Annotated in this window: 14 protein-coding genes; 4 read left to right on the top strand and 10 right to left on the bottom strand. The window is 50.7% G+C overall.

Translation table 11 applies throughout. The features are described from left to right. Positions 1–47: 47 nt before the first annotated feature. Positions 48–1,694, top strand: a complete 1,647-nt coding sequence (locus PsW64_RS21545; protein ID WP_063304895.1) for a BCCT family transporter — start codon at positions 48–50, stop codon at positions 1,692–1,694. A 68-nt stretch (positions 1,695–1,762) separates the two neighbouring features. Here PsW64_RS21545 and PsW64_RS21540 read toward each other — a convergent pair whose 3' ends face one another. Continuing rightward, positions 1,763–2,800 (bottom strand): GlxA family transcriptional regulator, encoded by a 1,038-nt coding sequence (locus tag PsW64_RS21540; protein ID WP_063304894.1) that lies wholly within the window; start codon positions 2,798–2,800, stop codon positions 1,763–1,765. 474 nt (positions 2,801–3,274) lie between these two features. On the opposite strand from PsW64_RS21540, the gene purU reads away from it, so the two are divergent. Together purU and PsW64_RS21525 are read left to right on the top strand one after the other, a co-directional pair. Next, the gene (gene purU / locus PsW64_RS21530; protein ID WP_063292011.1) at positions 3,275–4,132 is read left to right on the top strand and encodes a formyltetrahydrofolate deformylase; all 858 of its coding nucleotides are present in this window, start codon (positions 3,275–3,277) and stop codon (positions 4,130–4,132) included. Between the two features lie 71 nt (positions 4,133–4,203). Beyond that, the gene (locus tag PsW64_RS21525; protein WP_063304892.1) at positions 4,204–6,765 is read left to right on the top strand and encodes a GcvT family protein; all 2,562 of its coding nucleotides are present in this window, start codon (positions 4,204–4,206) and stop codon (positions 6,763–6,765) included. Positions 6,766–6,891: 126 nt separating this feature from the next. Here the strand turns inward: PsW64_RS21525 and speB are convergent, their stop codons facing one another. The 4 genes from speB to PsW64_RS21505 all read right to left on the bottom strand — a co-directional run bounded on the left by speB (position 6,892) and on the right by PsW64_RS21505 (position 10,878). After that, positions 6,892–7,890 (bottom strand): agmatinase, encoded by a 999-nt coding sequence (speB, locus tag PsW64_RS21520; RefSeq protein ID WP_063304891.1) that lies wholly within the window; start codon positions 7,888–7,890, stop codon positions 6,892–6,894. A 20-nt stretch (positions 7,891–7,910) separates the two neighbouring features. Continuing rightward, positions 7,911–9,191: a TRAP transporter large permease gene (locus tag PsW64_RS21515; protein ID WP_063304890.1), complete on the bottom strand. Its 1,281-nt coding sequence runs from the start codon at positions 9,189–9,191 to the stop codon at positions 7,911–7,913. Beyond that, complete coding sequence (locus PsW64_RS21510) at positions 9,188–9,793, bottom strand: TRAP transporter small permease (protein WP_063296878.1); 606 nt, start codon at positions 9,791–9,793, stop codon at positions 9,188–9,190. Before PsW64_RS21510 ends, PsW64_RS21515 begins: the two co-directional genes overlap by 4 nt. Positions 9,794–9,855: 62 nt before the next feature. Next, positions 9,856–10,878: a TRAP transporter substrate-binding protein gene (locus tag PsW64_RS21505; RefSeq protein WP_063296877.1), complete on the bottom strand. Its 1,023-nt coding sequence runs from the start codon at positions 10,876–10,878 to the stop codon at positions 9,856–9,858. Between the two features lie 142 nt (positions 10,879–11,020). Here PsW64_RS21505 and PsW64_RS21500 point away from each other — a divergent pair, with 142 nt between their 5' ends. Beyond that, positions 11,021–11,902 carry a LysR family transcriptional regulator gene (locus PsW64_RS21500; protein WP_063304889.1) on the top strand — a complete coding sequence of 294 codons (882 nt, stop codon included), beginning with the start codon at positions 11,021–11,023 and terminating at the stop codon, positions 11,900–11,902. Positions 11,903–12,041: 139 nt separating this feature from the next. On the opposite strand, the gene PsW64_RS21495 is transcribed toward PsW64_RS21500, so the two are convergent. The 5 genes from PsW64_RS21495 to PsW64_RS21475 all read right to left on the bottom strand — a co-directional run bounded on the left by PsW64_RS21495 (position 12,042) and on the right by PsW64_RS21475 (position 17,437). After that, a complete protein-coding gene (locus tag PsW64_RS21495; RefSeq protein ID WP_063304888.1) occupies positions 12,042–13,280 on the bottom strand; it encodes an O-antigen ligase family protein in 1,239 nt (412 codons plus the stop codon). Further along, the gene (locus PsW64_RS21490; RefSeq protein WP_082831174.1) at positions 13,277–14,182 is read right to left on the bottom strand and encodes an ATP-grasp fold amidoligase family protein; all 906 of its coding nucleotides are present in this window, start codon (positions 14,180–14,182) and stop codon (positions 13,277–13,279) included. Before PsW64_RS21490 ends, PsW64_RS21495 begins: the two co-directional genes overlap by 4 nt. A 6-nt stretch (positions 14,183–14,188) precedes the next feature. After that, the gene (locus PsW64_RS21485) at positions 14,189–15,487 is read right to left on the bottom strand and encodes an oligosaccharide flippase family protein (protein ID WP_063304887.1); all 1,299 of its coding nucleotides are present in this window, start codon (positions 15,485–15,487) and stop codon (positions 14,189–14,191) included. A gap of 81 nt (positions 15,488–15,568) precedes the next feature. Continuing rightward, positions 15,569–16,162 (bottom strand): polysaccharide biosynthesis/export family protein, encoded by a 594-nt coding sequence (locus PsW64_RS21480; protein ID WP_208980916.1) that lies wholly within the window; start codon positions 16,160–16,162, stop codon positions 15,569–15,571. A gap of 165 nt (positions 16,163–16,327) precedes the next feature. After that, positions 16,328–17,437 (bottom strand): glycosyltransferase family 4 protein, encoded by a 1,110-nt coding sequence (locus PsW64_RS21475; protein ID WP_082831173.1) that lies wholly within the window; start codon positions 17,435–17,437, stop codon positions 16,328–16,330. Positions 17,438–18,046 lie beyond the last annotated feature (609 nt).

The following is an 18,046-nucleotide window of genomic DNA, read 5'->3' as shown; positions in this document are numbered from 1 at the left end:
GATCTCTCCTGACCACAAGATAAACGGTCCAACACAGGAGAAGCTTCATGACTGATTTACGCAATTCCGACCGGCCTCCGGCGGATATTATGGATAGTCCATCGGACGACATGGCAGACTCGGATTACAGTCTTGGCCAAGATAACATAGAAGGAAAATTTGGACCCATTGGGTTTGACATTCACAATCCAGTATTCGCTATTTCAGCTTTAGCTGTTGTTGCATTTGTTGCCTACACTTTACTTTTGCCAGAACAAGCAAACTCCGTTTTCAGCACGCTCTTTTCTACTGTCACGAAGAGCTTTGACTGGTTCTTTATTGGCGCTGCTGACATTTTTGTTATCCTCTGCCTTGTAATCGTGGTGAGCCCTTACGGCAAAGTGCGCCTTGGTGGCAAGGAAGCTACGCCGGACTTCAGCTATCTGAGCTGGTTCTCCATGCTGTTTGCAGCTGGTATGGGCATCGGGTTGATGTTCTACGGTGTTTCTGAACCGATCAGCCACTTCGCCTCCTCACTGGGTGGCACAACTGTTGGTGCTGATGGCGTGCGAACCGATTGGGCGCCGCTTGGTGCAGCTGCCACACAGGAAGAAGCGATCCGTCTGGGTATGGCTGCCTCTATCTTCCACTGGGGTCTACACCCATGGGCGATTTATGCTGTTGTTGGATTGAGCCTAGCGTTCTTCAGCTACAACAGAGGCTTGCCGCTGACAATCCGCTCTGCTTTTTATCCGATTTTCGGCGAACGTGTTTGGGGCTGGCCAGGACATATCATCGATATTCTTGCCGTTTTCGCAACCCTGTTTGGTCTCGCCACATCTCTTGGTCTGGGCGCTGTTCAGGCGAACTCCGGCCTCAACAAGCTGTTTGGCATGCCAATTGACAGCACATGGCAGGTCATACTGATTGCTGCAATCACTGCGATTGCGCTTGTCTCCGTTGTGCGCGGTCTTGAAGCGGGTGTGAAGCTGCTTTCCGAAATCAACATGGGACTGGCTGCTCTGCTGGTGCTCTTTGTTGTTATTGCGGGTCCGGGCCTGATCTTGCTGCCAGATGCTCTGAACTTCCTCGGCGCTTATTTGCAGTATCTTCCTGCTCTTTCCAGCCCGGTTGGTCGTGATGATGTCAACTTCATGCAGGGTTGGACGTCCTTCTACTGGGCTTGGTGGATTTCCTGGTCACCTTTCGTGGGCATGTTCATCGCGCGTGTCAGCCGTGGTCGTACTGTTCGTGAGTTCCTGATTAGCGTTCTGCTCATTCCATCTTTGGTATGCGTGCTTTGGATGTCCATCTTTGGTGGTGCTGCGATCAACCAGATCGTCAATGACGGCTACACTGCTGTTCAGCAAGCTGCGCTGCCAGTTCAGCTGTTCACAATGCTGGAAGCTATGCCATGGGCAACAATCACAAGCTTTGTCGGTATCGTGCTTGTGATCGTTTTCTTTGTCACCTCTTCCGATTCCGGTTCTTTGGTGATTGATACGATTGCTGCAGGCGGCAAAGTGGATGCACCGGTTCCTCAGCGTGTGTTCTGGTGTCTGTTTGAAGGCCTGATTGCGATTGTGCTGCTGCTTTCTGCAGGCGGACTGAAATCTTTGCAGTCCATGGTGATCTCCACCGGACTGCCTTTCACAATCGTCTTGCTTATCATGTGTGTTGCAATTTGGAGAGGACTTGCAAGCGAGCCGCGCTAGGTTATCGCGATAACTTAGCCTCTTAACTTTCAATGCCGCCGCAACCTTTCAGGTTCGGCGGCATTTTTTTACGCGACTTTTTCTTCCGTCACAGAGACACGTCGCAAGACCTGCGGCGTACAGCCGTACCGGCGGCGGAACATGCGGCTGAGGTGAGATGAATCGCAGAAGCCACAATCAACCGCAATTTGTGCAACAGATTTCTGGCTTTTCTCGATCAAATGTCGTGCCAAATCCAGCCGAATATTGAGAAATGCGACCTGTGGCGATGTTTCCAAAGATAGGCGGAAGTAACGTTCTATCTGGCGCTTGCTCTTGCCCATGCGCTGCGCAATTTCCTGAATGGAAATCGGCGTGTCGATGTTTTGCTGCATGATATGCAGGGCGCGCTGTACAATGGGGTTTTGAGTTTTCAGATCAAGCGGGATGCCGGGTTGAGGCTTTTCGGCCTGATGGGCATCATCAATGATCATGATGTGCAAGCTTTTATTGGCATGTGCGCGGCCTACATGTTTGTCCACCAGATAGGCGGCAAGATGGGCAGAACTTACACCACCTGCGCAAGTGAGTCGGTCACGATCAACGACGAAGATCTGGTCGGTGACCGGATCAAGGCCATCGAATTGCTCTTTGAAATCAGAGTGGCTGAACCAGCTGACGCAGCTTTTGTAGCCGTCCAGCAGTCCTGATCGATGAAGCAAAAACGCACCGGTACACACGCCCACAAGGGGAATTCCGGCGGCGGCAGCTTCTTTCAGGAAGTTTTGATAGGCCGGGCTGAACTCCGTGCTTTCATCAATGAGACCGCCCACCACAACAATGTAGTTGAAACGTCGCGGATCTCCTAGTCGCTCTTTGGGGTGAACTGAGACGGCGCTGCTGGATGGGATTGGGTCCATGGTGTCTGACAGGACGGTCCAATTGCACAGGATCGGGCGACTTCGGTCCCCCTCATCTGCCGCGAGGCGCAGGACATCAACGAAGTTGGCAAATGCGCAAAGGGTGAAGCGTTTGGCGAGAATGAACCCAACAGAAAGACGGGTCTTTTCCTGCTTGGAAACTGGTTTACGCAAAGCGTTGGTCGGATGCGATAGTGCCTGTGTCATACGAGATGCTTCTCTTTATATTCAGGCCGACAAACTGCAATGATTACATTGCCTATCTGCGGCCTGAGCCCATCCAATCCAGGTCAGTTTTAGCGTGTCTTCAGCGGCGTATTTTTCCAGTTGGTCTGACCATGCTGGCCTGCGTCTTTCTCGAGTTTCGTCAGAGTGCCCAGTCTCCTAACCCGTGTCAGGAGGCCAGATTTATGGGCTTTGGCGACCACGCTTAAGCCCATGCAGTATTTATACTTAATTTGAGTCAGCTTGGCTACGCATTCCATCTGCACTCGCATAAAAATTGATCAGACGTGATGTGTTGATGGATGCTCAATTAAATGTCGTAGGGGTAATCCCTATCTGACGCAAATCTCCTATTTCTGAGCGTAAAACCTCTCCAAATTGATAGTTTGAAGACGCAAAGAGTTCAGCGAAACGCTTTGTTTCATTTGGGATTTTGATTGGGAGAGACCTGTTTCAGTGAGTGATACATCCTTCATCCTTCGCTTCACCTGTGTGGATCAACCGGGCATTGTCTCGACAGTGACGTCAGCCCTGGCTGCTCGCGGTGCAAATATTGTTGAGGCGAACCAGTTTTGTGATCGCAAGACAAACCAGTTCTTCCTGCGGGTTGCCGTGCGTGTGCCTGAGCACATCGACAAAGCAGCTCTTGAGCTGGCCCTGTCGCCTGCCGTTGACCGGTTCAAAATGCGGCTGAAGGTGGAAGATTTCTCACGTCGTCCCAAGGTCATCATCATGGTCTCCAGATTTGACCATGCGCTGTTGCATCTGCTTTACCAGATCAAAGTGGGCTGGCTTGATGCTGATGTTGTCGCCATTGTGTCCAACCACGCGGACAGCCAAGGCGTTGCCGACCACGAGGGTATCCCGTTTTATCACTGGCCTATCACCAAGGCGAATAAGCTTGAGCAGGAAGCCAAGCTGAGTGATCTCATTGAAAAAACAAATGCAGAACTGGTTATCCTTGCGCGCTACATGCAGGTGCTGAGCGATGAGATGTCCAGCAAGTTCTTTGGCATGATCATCAACATCCACCATTCATTCCTGCCAAGCTTTAAAGGGGCAAAGCCCTATCATCAGGCTCATGATCGCGGAGTGAAGCTGATTGGTGCGACCGCTCACTATGTGACGCCGGATCTGGATGAAGGTCCGATCATTGAGCAGGAAACTGAACGGGTGACACATGGCATGACGGCGGAAGACTTTGTGGCCGCAGGCCGGGATATTGAATCCCGCGTTCTTGCACGAGCCGTCAAATTTCATCTGGAGGGCCGCGTCATGCTGAACAACAACAGCACGGTGGTCTTTACCTCCTAGCGGCCACTTCCCCACACCCAACACTGCTCTGCCAACGCACCGAGAATTCATAGAAGTAAAGGATCGAAAACATGTCCGCATTTCCTAACAAAGCGAAAGTTGTGATTGTTGGCGCTGGCGGTATTGTTGGAGCTTCCGTCATCCATCATCTGATTGAAAATGGCTGGGACGACATTGTCGGCATCGATAAGTCCGGCATTCCGACAGACATCGGATCGACAGCTCACGCCTCTGATTTCTGTTATGCCACCAGCCACGATCTTTTGACCTGCTGGACCACCATGTACTCCATGGATTTTTACGAGAAAATGGGCCATTACGCCCGTATCGGTGGGTTGGAAGTTGCTCGCGTGGATGATGATGAGCGCATGGGAGAGCTCAAACGCCGGGTGGATTCAAGCAAAGCCTTTGGCACCAATGTGAGCATCATCAGCGCCGCTGAAGCCAAAGAAAAATTTCCGCTTTTGGAGGAAGATCAGATCCAGGGCGCCTTGTGGGATCCTGATGCCGGTCTTGTTGTTCCGCGCTCTCAAACTGTTGCTGGCAAGCTTATTGATCAGGGTGAAGCGACCGGGAAGCTCAAGATCTTTGCCAACACATCGGCGCTGGAGCTCATCACAGATAATGGCCGTATCACGGGAGTGAAGACAGAGCGCGGAACGATCCATGCTGAGCATGTTGTCGTATGCGCTGGCCTTTGGGGGCGCCTTATTGCGGAGATGGCTGGCGAGGACTTGCCTGTCATGCCAGTGGACCATCCCCTCACCTTCTTCGGTCCTTATAATGAGTTTGAAGGCACAGGTGCTGAGATCGGCATGCCTTTGCTGCGCGATCAGGGCAACTCTGCCTATATGCGCGATACGGGTGATCCGAAGAGTACAGAGGGCGGGCAGATTGAATGGGGCTACTATTACGAGGAAAACCCTCGCCTTGTGCATCCGCGTGACATTTTGGAAAAAGAGCAGGCTCGTCTGTCTCCCTCCCAGCGAGATCTGGTGCTTGAGGATGTGATTGAGCCGCTGGAAAAGGCGATGGAGCTGACGCCGGTTCTGGCTGAGCTCGGGTTTAATGAAAGCCATTCCTTCAACGGGCTTTTGCAAGCCTCCGTTGATGGTGGTCCCTCCATGGGAGAAAGCCGGAAGCTGCGCGGGCTTTGGTATGCTGTCGGCATCTGGATTAAAGACGGTCCTGGCATGGGCAAGCTGATTGCTGACTGGATGACCTATGGCAAAACCCATGTGGATCATAACTCCGTAGATTTTTCCCGCTTCAACGAGTTCCAGCTCAAGGAGCAGTACATCCATGACCGGTGCTGGGAGACTGCGAAGAAAATCTACAATCCGCCTGTTCATCCCCGCGAACCCTTTGCAAATGCTCGCGGCATCCGGCGCTCACCGTTTTATGAGCGGGAAGTTGAGCTTGGTGGCTACTTCATGGAGCTTGGGGGCTGGGAACGTGCCCATGGCTATGCCGCGAATGAGCACTTGCTGAACAAGCATGGCAACCGTGTGCCTGAGCGTGAGAACGAATGGGACAAGCGCCATTTCTGGCGGGTTTCCAATGCTGAACATCTGGAGATGAGTGAGGATTGCGGCATCATCAATCTCTCCCATTTTCACATGACTGACATTTCGGGTCCAGATCACGTTAACCTGATGGAATGGCTATGCGCAGCCAAAATTGGCGGTGACAAGAATATTGGCAAAGGCATTTACACGCATATGCTGGATGATGATGGCCATGTGCGGGCCGACTTCACCGTGTTTCGTATGGAAGACCGTTGCCGACTTGTGAACGGGGCGGATGCAGGGCCACGAGATCTGGTCTACATGCAGCGTGTGGCCGATGATAATGGCTGGGACGTTTCCATCACAGATGTGAGTGAGGATTACACGACTATTGGTATCTGGGGGCCAAACGCTCGTGAAAACCTGCAGAAGGTCGTTGAGGACCCTGACGCCCTTACACCAGAACACTTCCCGTTTGCAGCTATTCGCGAGATCACCATTGCTGGCAAAACCGTCTCTGCTTTCCGCATCTCTTATGTGGGTGAGCAAGGGTGGGAGCTGCATATGCGCTATGAGGATGGTTTGGCTGTATGGGATGCTTTGCGCGAGATTGGCGTGATTGCCGTGGGTGTTGAGACCTATGCAAACTCGCGGCGCCTGGAAAAGTCATTACGCCTGCAAAATGCTGACCTACACACGCAGTACAACCTATTTGAAGCCGACCTATCCCGGCCTAAGGTGAAAGCGGCTGACTTCCGCGGTAAAGATAAGCACGCGGAGTATCGCGCTCGTGAGGCTCAACCTGCCATGTTGTGTACACTGGTGATGACAGACAACACCGACAAAGACGGCGTCGCGCGCTACCCAGTCGGCAACCTGCCTGTGATGCATCCGGATACAGGCGAGACACTGGTGGATGATCTGGGGCGGCGGTCTTATACAACATCCATTGCTTATGGACCGAGCATCGGCAAAAACATCGCCCTCGCCTATCTGCCGCAGGAATACTGCGAGGAAGGGCGACAGCTGGAGGTGTCTTACTTCGATGAAATCTATCCGGTTGAAGTCGCCGGAGTGGGATATGCACCGCTCTACGACCCGGAAAACCTGAAGCCTCGAAGCTAGATTGTACGTTTTGCACGCAAAGATTTGAAGAAATGCAATGGCCCCGGATCTGTTTCAGATCCGGGGCCATTTTCTTTTCGTGCACAGTGTTAATTCGCGCCTCAGTGGGCGCCGTTTCTATCGGCTTTAAGCAGTTTCAGTTTCTGGTGCGCTTACTTCAGCTTTCTTGTTGTGAAAGATGAAGCCGATGAAGTTCAAAAGAAGCTGGGCTGCAAGAATTTGCGTGGATTCAGATGGGTCATAAGCTGGGGCCACTTCCACGAGGTCCATGCCAACCACATCACCGCGCTTACTGAGGCCCTGCAGAATTTCAAGCACATCGTAATACTGGAAACCGCCGTGACTTGGGGTACCCGTACCGGATGCGATGGACGGGCAGAAGGCGTCGATATCGACTGTCACGTAGTAGCGCGCCCCTGCCGGAATGCGCTCCAGTACAGCTTCTGCTCCCAGCTCCCGCACCTGACGGACTGACAGAATGTCAGAGCCTCTTGCGCGTGCATCGTCATAGCCTTCCTTGGCGGTGGAGGACACATTGCGAATGCCCAGCTGGGTCATTCCTGAGACATACTCTTTCTCAATCGCACGGCGCATAGGATTGCCGTGCCCTTCCGTCACGCCATGGCGCTCATCAACGAAATCAAGGTGTGCGTCGATCTGGATCACGTGGATCGGACCTTTTTCAGCACAGTCTTCCTCAAAGGCGCGGATGCATGGGATGTTGATGGAGTGATCGCCACCAATCACCACAGGCAGTGCACCTGCATCGAGGATTTTCTTGACCCCAAACTCAATGTTCGCATGGCTCTCAATGGTCTTGGTGTGGATGATGTCCGCGTCTCCGATGTCAACGATGCGGACATCGCTGCTGAGATAGGTCGCATCATCTTCATGATCATACGCACCGGCATGACCGAATGAAAACAGCGTGGACGCTTCGCGCACGGAACGCGGTCCAAAACGTGCGCCTGAGCGCCATTGTGCGCCAAAGTCAAACGGTGCGCCCAGAACCGCTACATCCGCATCAATTTGATCCCAATCCGACACATACTCTTTTTTTCCAAAGGTCGAAATTCCAACGAATGGCAGGTTGAGGCGCCCGGATTTATAGCCGTGATCAGACATATTTCTTCTCCGTTAGTTCATTATCTGTAGGCGAGTTCTGGCAAGAACAACGCAATTTGTGGGAATGCCATCACAAGCCCTGTTGTCAGCAGCAAGATCAGCAAGAATGGGGGAACTCCGCGGACAACATCCACAAATGGTCGGCGGAAAACAGCGATTGCCGTGAACAGGTTGCACCCGAATGGCGGTGTGGCAGCTCCAATGGCAACCTGCAGCGTGATGAGTACTCCAACCAGCACCGGATCAAGACCCGTCGATTTGATCAGAGGCGCAAAGATTGGCACCAAAATCAAAATCACCACGATGGAGTCGACAAACATGCAGCCGACGAAGAACGCCAGAATGATCGCCGTTAGCGTCATTATCGGACCAGCCTCATTGAGCCCGAGCGAACTAATGATTGTCTGAGGCACCTGCGCGAACGAGAGGGTCCAGGAGAAGGCCGCACCCGCTGCGATCAGGATGAACACCACCGAGGTGATGGCCCCCGTCGACAGAGCGATATCCGGCAGATCGCGAAGGCGGATGGATCTGAAGATCAAGGCTTCCAGAACAACGGCGTACAACACGCAGATGGCAGCAGCTTCTGTTGGCGAAAAGACACCGCCATAAATTCCGCCAACAATGATCAGCGGAAAGCCCATGGGCCAGAGTGCGCGCCTTACCGCATCAAACCGCTCTCCCCAGTCGGATCTTTCCAACACCGGAATATCGTGCCTGTACGCATGCCACATGCAATAGGCAGAAAAGAACACCACGATGATGAGGCCTGGAACGATGCCAGCGATGAAAAGCTGCGAGATCGATGTGCCGGACACAACACCATAGATGATCATGCCGATAGATGGCGGAATGAGATAAGCCAGATCAGCTGCGTTGACGATCAACCCAATGGTGAAGCTGTCCGAATAGCCAGACTTCAGCATACGTGGCCGCATCGCGCCGCCAACCGCAACAACTGTGGCCTGCGTAGAGCCACAAACCGCCCCGAACAGTGCGCAGGCACTGGTTACCGAGATGGCCAGCCCGCCCTTGATGTGCCCCATAAAGCGCATCACCACATCAATCAGACGATCAGCGGAATGACCACGTGTGATGATATCAGCGGCAAGGATGAACATTGGGACTGCGACCAAGGCAGAGGGTTTGACCCCACCTATCATCTGCTGGACCAGGATCTGCGGGCTAAAGTTTGGGAAGTAGATCAGGAACCCGATAAAGGCTGCCGAGATCAGCGGCATTTTCATCGGGAAACCGAACAGCAGCAGAACGACCATGACCGTTAACATGAGCTCTGTCATTTTGCGGTCTCCTCTTCCTTCTCAACGAAGCGCGCAACTGCGGCGGCCGTTTCCGGATCCTCATAGCTGTCGACCTCCAGATAGGAGACGTAGATTTCCTCTTCCGACAGATTGAGGTTTCGCAGAGCTGTTAAGAGATATTGGAGGGTTGCTAAGCCCAACCCGATAACCACCCAGATGTAAGTCAGATAAAGCGGCACCTGCAGTGCAGGCGTAACCCGGCCCCGGCTGGCAACTTTCGCTACATATTCAACGGCATACCAGGTCAGCGTCGCCATCATGGCTGCAGTTGTTATGGTGATCAAAATCATCAGGATCTTGCGAAGCTTCTGAGGCAGAGCATCATAGATGGCCGACATGCGGATATGGATGCCCTTTCGTGTGGCGTAACCCAGCCCCATGAAGGTGATGATGACGATCAGAAACTCATTGAGCTCTTCGGAGAAATAGATCGACTGGTGAAAGACATAGCGCCCGAACACATTTGCGATGGTGTTGACGGCCATGGCGATAACGCCCCAACTGAGGATAAAGACCTCAATCTTGCTAATCACACCGTCAACTTTCCCGAGGAGCTTAAAGGGGACAGAACGGGGTTCCATCTTTACCCTCCTCCAGTGTACCCACACCCCGCTATTTGAGAGCTGGGATGTGGGACTTCCTATTATTGGTGAGTTGATGCAATCTCAGTTTTCAAGGTCTTCAACAGCTCTTCACCGCGAGATCCGGCAGCGTCTACATAGGCACTTGCCGTTGCTTCACTGCGAGCACGGAAGACGTTGCGTTCTTCTTCTGAGAGGACCACCAGATTGATCTCAGGCTTGTTTGACTTAATGGTGTCGAGACGTTTCTGGTTGAAGTCAGAGACTACACCATCAATGAAACCTGACATTCCAGCCATTGTTTCTTTTACAAGCTTCTGACGGTCTGGAGAGAGTGTGTCGAACCAATCAGTTCCGGCAACAACGGTGGTGACGAGTTCTTGTTCGCCAGCCCAGATCAGGTAATCCGTAACCTCATAGAACTTCATCTCTTCGATGGTTGGAACAGGGTTTACCTGACCGTCTACCGCACCAAGCTGCAGTGCGCCAAAGACCTCACCAAATGGCAGCGGTGTTGGGCTCGCGCCCATGTTCTTGTAGGTCTCCAACAAAATCGGAGAGACCATGACGCGCATTTTGAAGTTGGAGAAGTCATCCGGATTGCGGATTTCTTTGTTGGTGGTCCAGACCTGAGGTCCTTCTGAATACATGGTCAGGACTTCCAGGCCACGCCTGCGGAAATCCTCATTCAGATCACCGTAAATGGTCTCGGAGTTGTTCAGAATATTTGAGACTGCTTTGGCATCAGATGGAAAGAGATATGGCAGCAGAAAAATCTGACTTTCCGGGACGATGGTGCCCAGATTGCCGATGGATACGTTGGTGAACTGGATGAGGCCATCTGTCGCCTGCTCTACCGTATCCGTTGGTGTGCCAAGCGTTCCCATCGGGTAGATCGTGATTGTCACATCCCCATCGGTCTTGGTTTCAATGCGCTTCTTAAACTCCTGCGCATAGGCATCCATGATGGAGCCTGGAATTTCCTCGATGGCGAATTTCCAGTCTTCTGCATAAGCGCTTAGCGGGACTGTGCCCAGAACCATTGCAGCTGTTAGTGTCTTTAGCGATTTAAGAATTGAGTTCATTTCATCCTCCCACAGAACTAGTTCCCAATCTTCCTCGCCGCTAGCACACTAGATGTTGAACCTAGAAAAAATATCAAATAAGTTATGTTTACATGAAATATATCAATGTAATTAAATTATCTGAGAACAGGAAGATCATTAGATGAAACTTCTCCGAAACAATCTGCTCGAAGCATTTTGTGCTGTCGTTGAATGTGGTGGTTTTTCTGAGGCGCAGTTCAGGCTGGGTATATCTCAATCGGCGATCAGCTGCCGCATCCGGGATCTGGAACTTGCGCTTGGATATCGCGTCTGTGAACGCGGTCGCAGTGGCTTTCAACTCACTGAACGCGGTAAGATCGCCTATGAGAAAGCGTGCGAAATTATCCGCCTGGTTGAGGATTTCGACGCTGAACTGCTCGAGTTGCGTGGGACGATTACCGGACAGCTGCGCATTGGCATTGTTGATACGGTGATCAGCCTTCCGGGGTTTCCACTAGTCCCTGCGTTGCAGCGGTTTTTCTCAAAGGAGAACGACGTCAATCTGGAGCTGGTTGTTGCCTCTCCGAATGACTTGAAAGAAGGGCTGATTACGGGAAGTCTGCATATCGCAATCGCACCGTTTAAACGAAAGCGCGATGAGCTGGAGTACATTAAGGTCTGCAGTGAAAATCACTATATGTATTGCGGTCAGGCACATGACTTGTTTGCATGTGACACCGATGAAATCTCGCCGGACATCCTGAATAATCACGCTGTGTGTCAGCGCTCCTACGACATGATCGTTGCACGGGATGCCAAAGCCCCAGAGCCCAAGGCAATTGTCACGAACATGGAAGCAGCCGCGGCTCTCATTTTGAGTGGGAAGTTCCTCGGCGTCCTCCCCGATCACTACGCCACCCAGTGGGTTAACACCGGCGAAATGCGCCTTCTGGAACACCCAGATCTGACCTGGACATCAGAGTTTTACATCGCTTCGCGCAAATCCCAAGCGCATAGGCAAGCGGTCGAATGGTTCATCAAGGCCTTGCTGCATGGATTGTAGGCGTTAGCAGTCAAACACTGGACAGTAAGATGCTTGGAGAGCCTGACGACATTGATCCTCAAGAAGAAAAGCTAACTTGCATCCCTGAATAGATTCATGTCTTACAAAAATCTGGGCTTGAATTAAAAATTGCCCTGATTCAGGAATTAACTTTTTTATGTAACTGCTTACGTATCACTGTAAATGTCGCCAGTAAGAAAATTGTGATCCAGAATTCCCGTTTTCGAACTGTGTAGGTATACATCCAAGCTCCTGCCTGACCGACTATAAACGGAAAGAAGAAAACCAAGAAACGTTCCATTTCGTTGTTCCACTTCAGAATAAAGACGCTTCGCATGATATGATAAAGAAAGAAAAAATACCCCATGAATCCGACAACTCCTGAGGTTGCCAGAAGCGCGACATAGGTGCTGTGGATCTCGAACTCGTGGTAAACCCCCTCAATGTTGCCAAGGCCAACACCCAAGATTGGACGATCTGAAAATGCAGTAAAGCCAGCCAAAATATTGCTGAAGTAAAAGCCTGTGGAGAAGTTCTCCAAGCCTGATTTCGTGAATTTTGCTTCAAAACGCCACATTGCACCTTCCACTGTTGAAAGAGAAAGGGAAATTACAAAGAAAACCAGAACGCCTATCACAATAGAAGAAATGACAAACATGCTGCCAACTCGTGCATCTGAGCTTTTACGTGAAACAACCATAAGAATGAGCAACAGGAGAAGAAAACCAATTACAAGGCCTAAAAGTGAGGCACGTTTTCCTGTCAAGATGAGCGCTAACAAGATTGTCAAAACCATTGAAGCATTTAAAAACGTTCGTGGGATCAAGCCTGACAATATGGCCGCTAAACCAATCGTAGAGAACACCAAAAAGTAGTTTCCGGCCTGCCCTGTATTACGGAAACTACCTGCCAATCCGCCAACAACTGGGTTCAGATGTGGGAAGACAAAGAGTACTGCAATACCGTATAGCGCCAATAGCGAGGCGCCCAAAAGGAGCGCTTTAGTTAGCTTTCTGGCGAAGGCTAAATCCATTTTCTCAGGTAATAAGTTAAGAAGTGCGAGCGAAAACAGAACAGCAAATATATGAACGCATAACTCGATGTAAGCGCCCTGCTGATCATCAGCAAAAGTGCCTGAAATGAAAAAAATTGCAAAAATCGGTAAGATGCTGAGATAATGGCGCGTTATGCGAATTCTTCCACCATTTCGCATAATCATCAGAAATGACAGGCCAATCAGCAGGATGAGGATCAGATCTCCTATTGAGACACGCCCTCCAATTCCTTGCCCTGGAGGTGACAAGGTTTTAGTCAGCCCTGATGCCACAGTCGCCAGCCAAACGCAAAAGAGAGCAATTTTTGAAGTACTTAGCGTCATTGTTTGCCCGACGTTTTTTGCATTCCGGCTGTCTGGTCAGCAGTAAAGCCGATTTTCCTGATTTGCCTTCCCAACTGAGCGTCTCCTTCTGCTGGAGAAAAACGCTCAGCACCATTTCCTGGGAAGAATGTCATCTCGCCTAGTTTGAGGCCCATTGGCATGAAATAGAAATCTACGCGGACAAATCCGTAGCCTTTTGACAGCTGACGTGCTGCCTCAAGGGCTTGACCAAGCAAGGCTGGCTTGCGCATTGGGACCGGATTGCGCTCATAGCACATTGAGTAAGGGAGAAGCTGCCAACTCGTATCATACAGTTGGCGCGTGTGATGGGTGTACCGGCCATGATCGACCTGAACAGCAAAAGGCTCACCATCTGCACAAAAGAACTTGAAGTCCTTAGGTGGATTGCCTGTTTCATCACGTAGTAAAGGCTCTACGATAATCCGTTTGCTAAGTCCTTTGTAGTTAGGTTCACGGCTGCGCTTGTAATAATCTTCTGAGAACCAACTACGGAAAGTCTCCAAGTCTTCCATAGAGAAGGCTCGACCGTTCTGGGCGGTCCTGATTAAAGCTTCACCACTGCCATGGGTGGACTTGGCAATAAGCTCACCTTGGAAATGAAACGCTTCAATGTCCCAAGTATTTTTAAATACGCCGAGCGTTGGTACAATCAGATGCTCCATGCCAATCTCAGCGAGCCATTTTTTGACTTCGGCCTTGTCGGTCACCCGACTTGCGAGTGCAAGGTCCCCCCGAAAATTCCATTTTTGCGCAAGGATATGCTCGTTAAAACTGCGTGGTTTCCGCGGGTTCGGAAAATATCCCAAGCGTTTCCGTGCGTTTAAGACAGAAAGTGCGTTATCCCAGAAATGTCCGGTTGGAAGGAAGTTTTGTAGCTTCATGAGCTGTCACTCCTGGTCACGAGGTGAGAGTGTTAGATAAGAAAGTCGCCACACTCCGCAAGCTAACCAGCGAAGGCCCAGTGACCATGAAAGAATGGCTGCAGAGGATGCAATCGCTGCACCGTTGATGCCCAGATACGGGATCAACATCGCGTTTGCAGCAACGGAGAAAACACCCGATGCAAAGAAGATCCAAGCTGTGCGCTTCTGGTGTCCTTGCATATAAAGCGCTTGCATAGTTGCTCCGTTTGCGGCCACAGCCAGATTAGCAGCGCAAAGGATGAGCATCACCGGATAGGCTGCCAGATATTCTGGCCCTGCTAACAAGGTGATAATTTCGTCTCCCCAGACTGCGAGTGCCACGAGAGCAAACAGGCCAAAGGCGATTGAGAAGAGAACACTTTTGCGAAGGTATCCTGAGATTTTCGAGGGAGCTGCCGATCTGTCTGCTGTCGCAAGATAGGGCGCATAAAGATGACCTATGGCTTGCACGCCGAATGTGACAAGCACTGATGCTTGAGCGGCGATGCGGTAGATTCCAGCTTCTTTTTCTCCAGCAAGCACACCCAGAAGTATCGTATCGATCTGCCGATTGAAGATCAGAAGTCCAGTCACAATCGCAAAGGGAGCGACGAGGTGTATCCATTCACGGCCACCCATACGGTCTTCTTTTGGGACCGGTAGCAGGTTGCCGAGATATGGGCGGGAAAGTACCAGGCTCATTATTGTGATCGCGATTGCAGCTGCGATGTAGACTGCAATCGCGAACCGCCAGCCTTGTGCCTGCATTTGCTCTGTCAATAAAAAAGCAGTTGCCAGGACGAGCAATGGCACAAGTACGGTTCCGACAAGGATTGCTGCATTAGGCCGGAAGCTGCCGCGCAGAACCCCCTCCATCAAGCCTGTGAGGCACAGGAATGGCAGAGCCAGAGAAAAGAATGCGACACTTACAACAAAGACATTGGAGCTTTCACTTAGTGCAACAGCTGTCCAAAGGCACACCATTGGCACGCCTGCATAAAGAAGCGACAAGCGAAGTCCTGTTGCCAGAAGAGGTCCGGCCTGCTCTGCTCCGCTGCGTTCACTGGCAATGGCCACGTGCTTGGTGATCAACGTGGATGCGCCGTTTTTGATCGGGATTGCCAGCAACATTATTGTTGCGAGCCCGAACGCAAAGACGCCAAAAGCCGAAGGTCCAAGTATTCGTGCCAGATAAATGGTCATGGCAGCACCTGCCAAGGCCTCAGTGCCTTTGAGGGCCAGCACCTTGATGCCAGCCTGATGTCTGAGCAGGCGAGCGATCATAGCAGTGGTTCCTTTTCAGAACACCTGAACCGTTTTGACTTAGAAGCCAGTCGCATGGTTTTCATTTTGGTTTGCACGGGCTTAGAAATATCTCTCTGGAATACGGATGCTATCACCAGGGCGCAGATAAAGGCGTGCACCTGTCAGGTTTACCGGTACTTCATAGTTGCTGCCAACTGGCCGAATGAAGATGTTTGATGTATTCGCGCGATAAGAATATCCACCAGCAACAGCGATGGCGTCCTGAAGGGTCAACCCGTTCTTATAGGAGTACTCTCCTGGCCGTGCGACTTCTCCCTGAATGAAGAACGGGCGTGAGCTTATAACTTCCAGGCTCACGCGCGGTTCTTTCAAATAACCGTCTTTGAGTGCGGTGATGATGCGGGATTCCAGCTCTTTTACGCTGCTGTTGCCAGCTGGAATATCACCGATGAGAGGTAGATCGAGTTTCCCCTGATCATCGACAACAAACTCACCTGAGAGATCAGGTTCTCCAAACACCATGACACGCAGCTTGTCACTTGGACCAAGCCGATACAACTCAGGCTGTGAAAAGACACGGCCAGATGCCATCTGGCTTTGCGTGTTGTGTTCTGCGAACTCGCCCGAAGCGCAGCCCTGCAGAAGGCCAAGGATAACGAGACCTGTTAAGCCATTGAGCAGTTTTTGCTTCACACCAATTCCCTTTTCTTCTGTCTCAACTCTCTTTCATCCTGCAGCTGGCGTGGTTGCGAACCAATGCCGGACAAGAAAGAGTAAACCGATGATTTTACGTACCAAAGTTAATCTGGAATGGACTTTAAAGGCCTTCTGAAACGCTTACGGTACTGAGGTTTTGACCTAGGCCGTTGCCTGCAAAATAGATGTGTAGTGGTCAACTACAATTCTCTCATCAAAGGTCTGTTCAGCCTTTTTGCGTGAGGCTTGACCCATCTCATTTATTGCGGTCTCACTCATCATAAGAAACTGCCGCATTGCAGTTTCAATTGATTGCGTGCTTCTTGGCTCACAGAGGAAACCATTCTGGCCTTCATCAACCACGTCCTTGCATCCGGGAATGGTCGTTGTGATGATGGGACGGCCCATAGCAGCGGCTTCAAGCAGCGACCTTGGTGTGCCTTCCCGGTAGTAGGAAGGAAGCACAACACAATCTGCATCAGCGACAACCGGACGAACATCTTTTACTGAGCCCAGGTATTCAACGACCCCATCGGCTGTCAGTCTTTTCATATCGTCTTCACTTAATGCACCGGCCTTTCCGGAGCCTGACGGACCCAATAAGACGAAGCGGGCATCCGGAAAGTTGGGAGACAGAGCACGAGCCGCCTCGACAAACTCCATAACCCCCTTCTCGCGTAGCATCCGCGCGACGAGTGTAAAAGTTCGGCGATGACTATTGCCCGGAAGAGCCGTTGAATGGAAATTTGTAAGATCAACACCTGATCCAGGCAAAAGGCAGGCTTGATCTTTTGAAATCAGGCCTGTTTTGATAAAGAAGGCAAGATCCTCAGGGTTTTGAAGGAAAACCCGCGGGCATCTGCGAAATGCAGATCGATAGAGCCCTTTGATCAGACGGGCGAACAGATCATCACGGTCAAAGACACTGCCCATTCCTGTAATATTCGGGATAAACGGGATACCGAGCAAGCGCGCAGACAGAGCTCCGTAAATGTTGGGCTTAATTGTAAAGCCCAGTGCAGCATCGGGTCGATACCGTCGTGTAATGCCGAAAATCCGCAGAAGCAGCTTTAGTTCAGCGACAACAGAGGTTCCCGTGGCATCCATGGGGAGCTCTATGTATGTCACACCCATTTTCTTGAAATCTGGCGTGTAGTCATCGCGAGGGGCCGCTGCAATCAGCTCGTGCCCTTCTCGCAGTAACTGCTCAATCAAAGTACGCCGGAAGTTGATTAGTTTAAAGCTGCTGTTGGCAACAAGAAGTATTCTCATTTGTCTTGTTCAATCAAGTAAACTAGGTATAACAACAAACCCACCTGCCCTTGCTGCTGCCCCTTCAGAGCGACTGAGCAACCCAAATACAAGTTGATTTCTGATCCATGCTGGCCTGCACTGCAGTGCCTGAGCACGATTGCTGTAAGATTAAATTTTTACTGAACATTCCCAGTGAACACTTGGCACCCAAAGCAACCTAGGACGTAAATATTTTACAAGAAGCAATTAAGTCAATTCAATAAAATGATTTTGCAAAGTATTGTGAGGATTACGCAAATTGAAATCTAACTTAATAAATTACCATTACCATTTCATTCTAATTATAATAAATTATCTACTATATTACAGTACTTTTCTCTTAACACACCTCACGAATACTCTGCGAGATTGAGAAGATCGATTGAATTTTTCAAACCCAGTAGTCGTGCATGGGTCATCTAATTCCCATATTATTGAAGCGCAAAAACCTGTGTTTTCCGCCAAAAAATACACAACATGCAACTGAACGGCATTTTATGGAAATTTTATGAGACATACCTCAATGCATTTAAAGTATATATTAGTTAAAATTCTTATATAATCGCACCTTAAAATAGTTAAACTATT

The sequence above is a fragment of the Pseudovibrio sp. W64 genome (assembly GCF_001623145.1).
Lineage (GTDB): Bacteria > Pseudomonadota > Alphaproteobacteria > Rhizobiales > Stappiaceae > Pseudovibrio.
This window is presented reverse-complemented; position numbering and strand designations above follow the sequence as displayed.